The sequence below is a fragment of the Pseudomonas sp. B35(2017) genome (assembly GCF_002113645.1).
In the GTDB taxonomy this organism is placed as follows: domain Bacteria; phylum Pseudomonadota; class Gammaproteobacteria; order Pseudomonadales; family Pseudomonadaceae; genus Aquipseudomonas; species Aquipseudomonas ekonensis.
In genome coordinates, this window is sequence record NZ_NEIZ01000009.1 from 201,480 (window position 1) to 209,543 (window position 8,064).

At 65.1% G+C, this 8,064-nt stretch carries 7 protein-coding genes; 6 read left to right on the forward strand and 1 reads right to left on the reverse strand.

Features of this window, described 5'->3' with window-relative positions; genetic code table 11:
• The first annotated feature begins 32 nt into the window (after positions 1-32).
• The 5 genes from CAG41_RS17255 (at position 33) to CAG41_RS17275 (ending at position 6,037) form a co-directional block, all read left to right on the forward strand.
• Positions 33-1,136: an ABC transporter ATP-binding protein gene (locus CAG41_RS17255; protein ID WP_085632414.1), complete on the forward strand. Its 1,104-nt coding sequence runs from the start codon at positions 33-35 to the stop codon at positions 1,134-1,136.
• A gap of 16 nt (positions 1,137-1,152) precedes the next feature.
• Positions 1,153-2,625: a mannitol dehydrogenase family protein gene (locus tag CAG41_RS17260; protein WP_085632412.1), complete on the forward strand. Its 1,473-nt coding sequence runs from the start codon at positions 1,153-1,155 to the stop codon at positions 2,623-2,625.
• Positions 2,626-2,923: 298 nt separating this feature from the next.
• Positions 2,924-4,420, forward strand: a complete 1,497-nt coding sequence (gene xylB / locus CAG41_RS17265; RefSeq protein WP_085707249.1) for a xylulokinase — start codon at positions 2,924-2,926, stop codon at positions 4,418-4,420.
• Between the two features lie 13 nt (positions 4,421-4,433).
• A complete protein-coding gene (locus CAG41_RS17270) occupies positions 4,434-5,372 on the forward strand; it encodes a carbohydrate kinase (RefSeq protein WP_085707250.1) in 939 nt (312 codons plus the stop codon).
• A gap of 44 nt (positions 5,373-5,416) precedes the next feature.
• Complete coding sequence (locus CAG41_RS17275) at positions 5,417-6,037, forward strand: hypothetical protein (protein WP_085639762.1); 621 nt, start codon at positions 5,417-5,419, stop codon at positions 6,035-6,037.
• Positions 6,038-6,096: 59 nt separating this feature from the next.
• On the opposite strand, the gene CAG41_RS17280 is transcribed toward CAG41_RS17275, so the two are convergent.
• Positions 6,097-7,398, reverse strand: a complete 1,302-nt coding sequence (locus CAG41_RS17280; RefSeq protein ID WP_085583285.1) for an OprD family porin — start codon at positions 7,396-7,398, stop codon at positions 6,097-6,099.
• Between the two features lie 366 nt (positions 7,399-7,764).
• Here CAG41_RS17280 and CAG41_RS17285 point away from each other — a divergent pair.
• On the forward strand, positions 7,765-8,064 hold a 300-nt coding region (locus tag CAG41_RS17285; RefSeq protein WP_256582610.1), incomplete at its 3' end, for a contractile injection system protein, VgrG/Pvc8 family.

Consider the following 8,064-nt stretch of genomic DNA (forward strand, 5'->3'; position numbering starts at 1 on the left):
CAAAAGCCAAGACATAGCGGAGGCCCATCCTCATGGCCAACCTGAAAATCAAGAATCTGCAAAAAGGCTTCGAAGGCTTTTCCATCATCAAGGGCATCGACCTTGAAGTGAACGACCGCGAGTTCGTGGTGTTCGTCGGCCCGTCGGGCTGCGGCAAGTCCACCCTGCTGCGGCTGATCGCCGGCCTTGAAGAGGTCAGCGGCGGCACCCTCGAACTGGACGGGCGCGACATCACCGAAGTCAGCCCGGCCAAGCGCGACCTGGCGATGGTGTTCCAGACCTACGCCCTGTACCCGCACATGAGCGTGCGCAAGAACATGTCGTTCGCCCTGGATCTGGCCGGCGTGCCGAAGGCCGAAGTCGAGAAGAAAGTCGCCGAGGCGGCGCGCATCCTCGAACTGGGGCCGATGCTGGAGCGCAAGCCCAAGCAACTCTCCGGCGGCCAGCGCCAGCGTGTGGCCATCGGCCGGGCCATCGTGCGCAACCCGAAGATCTTCCTGTTCGACGAGCCGCTGTCCAACCTCGACGCCGCCCTGCGCGTGCAGATGCGCCTGGAGCTGCTGCGCCTGCACAAGGACCTGAAGGCCACGATGATCTACGTGACCCACGATCAGGTCGAAGCCATGACCATGGCCGACAAGGTCGTGGTGCTCAACGGCGGCAGGATCGAACAGGTCGGCTCGCCGCTGGACCTGTACCACCATCCGGTCAACCTGTTCGTCGCCGGTTTCCTCGGCACACCGAAGATGGGTTTCCTCAAGGGCACGGTGGCGCGCATCGATGCGCAGGGCTGCGAAGTCTCGCTGGACGCCGGCACCCGCATCAGCCTGCCGCTCGATGCCGCCAACCTGAGCGTGGGCGGCGCCGTGACCCTGGGCATCCGCCCCGAGCACCTGGAGCTGGCCCAGCCCGGCGACTGCACCCTGACCGTCACCGCCGACGTCAGCGAACGCCTGGGCAGCGACACCTATTGCCATGTCCGCACGGCCTCCGGCGAACCCCTCACCCTGCGGGTGCGCGGCGACCTGGCCAGCCGTTACGGCGAGACCCTGAACCTGCACCTGAACGCCAGCCACTGCCACCTGTTCGACGCCGACGGCGTGGCGCTCACCCGCGCCCTGCGCGCGGCCGCCTGACTGCGAGACCGATCCGATGAAACTCAACCGCCAGAACCTCAACCGCCTCGCCGCCGACGTGAACGTGCCGGCCTACGGCCTCGGCGACCTGCGCCAGGGCATCGCCCACATCGGCGTCGGCGGCTTCCACCGCGCCCATCAGGCGTATTACACCGATGCGCTGATGAACGCCGGGCAAGCGCTGGACTGGGCCATCTGCGGCATCGGCCTGCGCGCCGAAGACCGCCGCGCCCGCGATGACCTCAAGGAGCAGGACTACCTGTTCACCCTGTTCGAACTCGGCGACGGCGACGACACGCAGGTGCGCGTCATCGGCGCGATCCGCGACATGCTCCTGGCCGAAGATGGCGCGCAAGCCCTGATCGCCCGACTGGCCGATCCGCAGATCCGCATCGTCTCGCTGACCATCACCGAAGGCGGCTATTGCATCGACGACAGCAGCGGCGAGTTCATGGCGCACCTGCCTTCGATCCAGCACGACCTGGCGAATCCGCAACAGCCGACGACCGTGTTCGGCTTCCTCTGCGCGGCGCTGGCCCGGCGGCGCGCGGCGGGTACGGCGGCGTTCACCGTGATGTCCTGCGATAACCTGCCGCACAACGGCGCGGTCACCCGCAAGGCGTTGCTGGCCTATGCGGCGCTGCATGACGCAGGGCTGCACGACTGGATCGCCGCTCACGTCAGCTTCCCCAACGCCATGGTCGATCGCATCACGCCCATGACCAGCACCGCGCACCGTCTGCAACTGGCGGACAAGCACGCGGTGGACGACGCCTGGCCGGTGGTCTGCGAGCCCTTCGTGCAATGGGTGCTGGAGGACAAGTTCGTCAACGGCCGCCCGGCCTGGGAACAGGTCGGCGTGCAGTTCACCGACGACGTCACGCCCTATGAAGAAATGAAGATCAAGCTGCTCAACGGCAGTCACCTGGCCCTGACCTACCTGGGGTTCCTCAAGGGCTACCGCTTCGTGCACGAGACCATGGCCGATCCGTTGTTCGTGCGCTACATGCGCGCCTACATGGACCTGGACGTCACTCCGCAACTGGCGCCGGTGCCGGGCATCGACCTGGGCGAATACAAGGACACGCTGGTGGCGCGGTTCTCCAACCGGGCGATTGCCGACCAACTGGAGCGGGTGTGTTCGGACGGCTCGTCGAAGCTGCCCAAGTTCACCGTGCCGACCCTCAACCGCTTGATCGCCGACGGCCGGGAGACCCAACGGGCGGCGCTGGTGGTGGCGGCGTGGGCGATGTACCTCAAAGGGGTTGACGAGCAAGGCCGGACCTACTCGATACCCGATCCCCGGGCGGCGTTCTGCCAGGCGCTGGTGGCCGATGACCGGTTGATCGCCGAACGGCTGTTGGGCGTGGAGGAGATCTTCGGCCCGGCGGTCGCCCAATCGCCTGAGTTCGTGGCGGCGTTCCAGTGGTGCTGCGACAGCTTGCGGGAGGTGGGGGTTTCGCGGACGCTGGAGCGGGTGTTGGGTTGAGTCTTGCGGTGCGGCGACTGACGTCATCGCGGGCAAGCCCGCTCCCACAGTGTTCTGCGGCGACCATAGCATCTGCATTCACCTAAGATCCCTGTGGGAGCCAGCCTGCTGGCGAAAGCTTCGGCCCAAGTAGCGCGCAGTTGCTCCCGCACCATTCTGAAGTGAACGCTGACTCTGCATTCGCAGCAAATCCCTGTGGGAGCTGCGGTGCGACGATTCGACTTGCCAGCGATGGCGTCAGCCCAGGCACCGCAGGGCATGATCAACACAATGGCTCCCACACCCTGAGGATCTTCCCGTGACCCACCCGCAACTTTTCCTCGGCATCGACTGCGGCACCCAGGGCACCAAGGCCCTCATCCTCGACGCCGCCAGCGGCGCCGTGCTGGGCCAGGGCGCCACCGGACACACAATGATCAGCGGCGCCAACGGCCGCCGCGAGCAAGACACCGGCCAATGGCTGGACGCCTTCGCCCAAGCCACCCGCCAGGCGTTGCGGGCGGCCGGCGTGGACGGCCAGGCGATCCTCGGCATCGGCGTCTCCGGCCAACAGCACGGCCTGGTGTTGCTGGACGACACCGGCCAGCCGCTGCGCCCGGCCAAGCTGTGGTGCGACACCGAAACCACGGCGGAAAACGACCGCCTGCTCGCCCACCTGGGCGGCGAACAGGGTTCGCTGGAACGCCTGGGCCTCGTCATCGCGCCGGGCTACACCGTGTCGAAACTGTTGTGGACCTGCGAGCAGCACCCGGCCGTGTTCTCACGCATCGCCCGGATCCTGCTGCCCCACGATTACCTCAACTTCTGGCTCACCGGCCGCGCCTGCAGCGAGTACGGCGACGCGTCCGGCACCGGCTACTTCAACGTGCGCACCCGGCAATGGGACCTGCAATTGCTGCGCGACATCGACCCCAGCGGTCGCCTGCAAGCGGCGCTGCCGGAACTGATCGACGCCCATCAACCGGTCGGCACGATCCTGCCGGCAATCGCCGAGCATCTGGGCATCAACCCCAACGCCCTCGTGTCCAGCGGCGGCGGCGACAACATGATGGGCGCCATCGGCACCGGCAACATCCGGCCCGGGACGATCACCATGAGCCTCGGCTCCTCCGGCACGGTCTGCGCCTACGCCGACCAGCCGCAGGTCAGCCCGGACGCTTCGGTCGCCACGTTCTGCTCCTCCAGCGGCGGTTGGCTGCCGCTGATCTGCACCATGAACCTGACCAACGCCACCGGCGCCATCCGTGAACTGCTCGGCCTCGACCTCGAACGGTTCAACGCCCTCGTGGCCCAGGCCCCCATCGGCGCGGACGGCGTGAGCCTGCTGCCGTTCTTCAACGGCGAGCGCGTGCCCGCCCTGCCCCACGCCACCGGCAGCCTGCACGGCCTGACCCTGGACAACCTGACGCCGGCCAACCTGTGCCGGGCCGTCGTCGAAGGCACCACCTTCGGTTTGCGCTACGGACTGGATCTGCTGCGCCGCAATGGTTTACAAAGCCGCAGCATTTGCCTGATCGGCGGCGGATCGAACAGCGCCGTGTGGCGGCAGGTCGTCGCCGACATCATGGACACCCCGGTGATCTGCCCCGAACACAGCGAAGCCGCCGCCCTGGGCGCAGCGATCCAGGCGGCGTGGTGCGCCTCGTGGAGCAACGGCCGCGAGCAGTCGCTGGCGGACTTGTGCGAGCGCTGCGTGACCTTCGACCCAAACAGTGAAACCCTACCGGTCGCCGCCAACGTCGCGGCGTTCCAACAGGCCTATGAACGCTATCGACAGCATGTCGCAACCTTATAGAGAGCAAACAACTATGTACCTGGTGTGTGGCGAAGCGCTGTTCGATTTCTTCAGCGAAGACGATGCCGGCGGGCAGGCATCGAAAGTCAATTTCAAGGCGATTGCCGGTGGCTCGCCGTTCAACGTGGCGGTGGGCTTGCGCCGACTCGGCGTGGACTCGGCGCTGTTCGCCGGGCTGTCCACCGACTACCTCGGCAGGCGCTTGCGGCAGGTGCTGCAGGACGAAGGCGTACGCCCGGATTATCTGGTGGATTTCGCCGCGCCGACCACACTGGCCATGGTCGCGGTGGGCGCCAATGGCTCGCCGCATTACAGCTTCCGTGGCGAAGGCTGCGCGGACCGGCAACTGAGCCTGGCCCACCTGCCGACGCTCGGCCCCCAAGTGCGCGGGCTGCACATCGGCTCGTTCTCGCTGGTGGTGCAGCCGGTGGCCGACACCCTGCTCGCGCTGGTGCAGCGCGAAAGCGGCCGACGCCTGATCACCCTCGACCCCAACGTGCGCCTCAATCCCGAGCCGAACATCGACCTGTGGCGCAAGCGGATCGCGACGCTGGTGCAGTACGCCGACCTGATCAAGGTCAGCGACGAGGATCTGCGCCTGCTCTATCCGGAGCAGGATCCGCAGCAGGTGATCGAAGGCTGGCTCACGCACCGTTGCCAGGTGGTGTTCCTCACCCGGGGCGGTGAAGGCGCGACGGTGTTCAGCCGTGCCCACGGTTCATGGTCGGTGCCGGCGAGTCCGGTGCAGATCGCCGATACCGTCGGCGCAGGCGATACCTTCCAGGCCGCGTTGATCACCTGGCTGACCGGACATGAACTGGATTCGGTGGACGGCGTACGGCATCTGCAACGCGACCAGATCGACGCCATGCTCAGGTTTGCCGTACAGGCAGCCGCCCTGACGTGCAGCAAGACCGGTCCAGATTTGCCTTATCGCCATCAGTTGACCTGACCGCGTAGACTGGCGCCCTTTTTTTCACGACGGGATGACGGCTTTTGAATTCGGGGCGCACGGCTGGACTTTTGGTATTGGCGGCACTGCTGACCGGTTGCGGAACATCGCCGCCGCGTTCGCCGGACAACCTCTGCGAGATCTTCCGCGAGAAAAGCGATTGGTACGACGCCGCCCAAGTCACGCAGAAGCGTTGGGGCGTGCCGATCCAGGTGCCGTTCGCGATCATGTATCAGGAGTCCGGCTACCGCTACGACGCCAAGACCCCGCGCAAATACCTGTTGTGGGTGATCCCGTGGGGGCGCGTCACGACGGCATCGGGCTATGCGCAGGCCAAGGATGAAGTCTGGTCCGATTACCAGAAAAGCACCGGCCGCCATGGCGCCGACCGTGAAGACTTCGACGATGCCATCGACTTCGTCGGCTGGTACATGGACAAGACCACGTCGGTCAACGGCGTGTACAAGTACGACGCCTACAACCAGTACCTCAATTACCACGAAGGCTGGGGCGGTTTTCGCCAGAAGACTTATGCCGGCAAGGCGTGGCTGCCGCCGGTGGCGCGCAAGGTGCAGAACCGCTCGGACATGTACGGCCAGCAATACGCGGCGTGCAAGGACGATTTGAATCGCGGGTTCTGGAGCCGGTTCTGGCATTGGCTCTGATCGCAGGCAATAAAAAACCATCGCGAGCGAACTCGCGATGGTCATTGGCCTGAACGGTTTTACAGCACCGAAAAGTTGTAGCTCACGATCAACCGGGTCTCGTCCACGTCCCGGGCGAACTTCTCGTAGTTGGTGCGGTACGTCGCATTGCGCAGACGCAGGCTGACGTCCTTGAACATGCCGGTCTGGATCACGTACTTGAGCTCGCTGTCGCGTTCCCACTCTTTGCCTTCCTGATCGCTGCCCGGCACCTTGATGTGGTCGCCGTTGACGTAACGGGTCAGGAAGCTCAGGCCGTTGATGCCGATGGCCTTGAAGTCGTAGTCGTAGCGCAGCTGCCAGGAACGCTCCTGGGCGGCGGCGAAGTCGTTGACCTGCACGTAGTTGACCAGGTACGGGTTACTGCCATCGAGGTACGGCATCGAATTGTCGCCGTTCATGCGCTGCCAACCGGCGCTGAAGGTGTGGCCGCTGATGCCGTAGGACAGCATGCCGCTCAACGCGCGGTTGTCGATGGAGCCGGCTTTCGCGTCACCGCTGTCGGCGCTCTTGAGCACGCGCAGATCGGCCTTCAGCACGCCGTCACCCAGCGGCTGGTTGGCCAACAGGCCCACGAAGTGCTGGCGGTAGATGTCTTCCAGCTCGGCGTAGTGATACTGCGCAGTCAGGCGGTCGTTGATCTTGTAGTCCAGGCCGTACATGTCGAAATGATCGGCGGTGACGTTGCACGCATAGCGTTTGTTCTTGCAGTGCACGCGGATGTCCTGGGAATCGGTGGAGTCCCGGGCGGTGTACTTGTCCAGACGGGCGGCCATGAAGGTCAGGTCCTTCACTTCCTTCGAGGTCAGCATCGCGCCGTTGAACATGGTCGGCAGCAGACGGCCGTCGTTGTACTTGAGCAGCGGCAGGTCCGGCAGCAATGCGCCGTATTTCAGCACCGTATCCGAGACCTTCACCTTGGCGGTCAGGCCCATTTTCGCGTACTGATCCTTCGAACCCCGCGGGTTCTCGCCGCTGGACGGCAGCAAGCCGCTGTTGCTGCGGTCGGGGCTGGTGTCGAGCGCGAAGCCGACCATGCCCAACGCGTCGAGGCCGAAGCCGACGGTGCCTTCGGTGTAGCCCGATTGCAGGTTGAGGATGAAGCCCTGGGCCGACTCTTCGCGCTTGGACGCGCCCTGATCATTGGCGGTGTGCCCATCACGGAAATCGCGGTTGAAGTACACCGTGCGCGATTCGATCTTCGCCGTGGTGTCTTCGAAGAACCCGGCGGCCTGGGCCTGTGCGGAAAAACCTGCGCACAGCGCCAGGGCGCCGAAGCCGAAGGACTGGCGGGCGGTGATGAGGGGAAATGGGGGACGCATGAAAAAGCTCCAACAGTACAGCGTTTGCGCGACGGCGCAATTTGCCAGAAAAATAGCTCCCGTCCCGAGGCAACGAAGCGCCGGGAGGCAGAGGACACGCAGGGGTGTGCAGCAATGATGGCAGATGGCTTTGACGTGCCACAGGCGACTTTAGTCTGAAACCGACCGGCCACCCACAAACGGCCGCAGTGGTCCGGTTCGGCGTGGCCCCTTCAGCAAATCCCCGGATCCATTGGGCGAAACAGCCTCTCTCAGGGTTTTCCCTAGACCGTGCACAGGGATTGCCTGCAGCACTTTCGGGTTGTACGAGGTCAGCGAATCCTGCACCATCCGTACCCTGCTTATCCAAAGGACGGAATTGAAGGCATGCTGGACGCCAACGCTACGCACATCACCCTCACCCTCGAAGGCGCCAACGCGGACTTCCAGGTGCTCAGCTTCACCGGCCGCGAAGCCCTCAACCAACCGTTCCGCTTCGATCTCGAACTGGTCAGCGCCCGTCCCGACCTCGCCCTCGAAGAGCTGCTGCACAAGCCCGGCGTCCTCACCTTCGGCGCCACCGGCGAGGGCAAGATCCACGGCCTGGTGTACCGCATCGAGCAAGGCGACTCCGGCCGCACCCTCACCCGCTACAGCCTGAGCCTGGTGCCGCAGCTGGCCTACCTG

Bases quoted from the DNA above. Each gene is read 5' to 3' on its own strand.
- CAG41_RS17255 (WP_085632414.1), top strand. From the start codon at position 33: ATGGCCAACCTGAAAATCAAGAATCTGCAAAAAGGCTTCGAAGGCTTT.
- CAG41_RS17270 (WP_085707250.1), top strand. From the start codon at position 4,434: ATGTACCTGGTGTGTGGCGAAGCGCTGTTCGATTTCTTCAGCGAAGAC.
- CAG41_RS17260 (WP_085632412.1), top strand. From the start codon at position 1,153: ATGAAACTCAACCGCCAGAACCTCAACCGCCTCGCCGCCGACGTGAAC.
- CAG41_RS17280 (WP_085583285.1), bottom strand. From the start codon at position 7,398: ATGCGTCCCCCATTTCCCCTCATCACCGCCCGCCAGTCCTTCGGCTTC.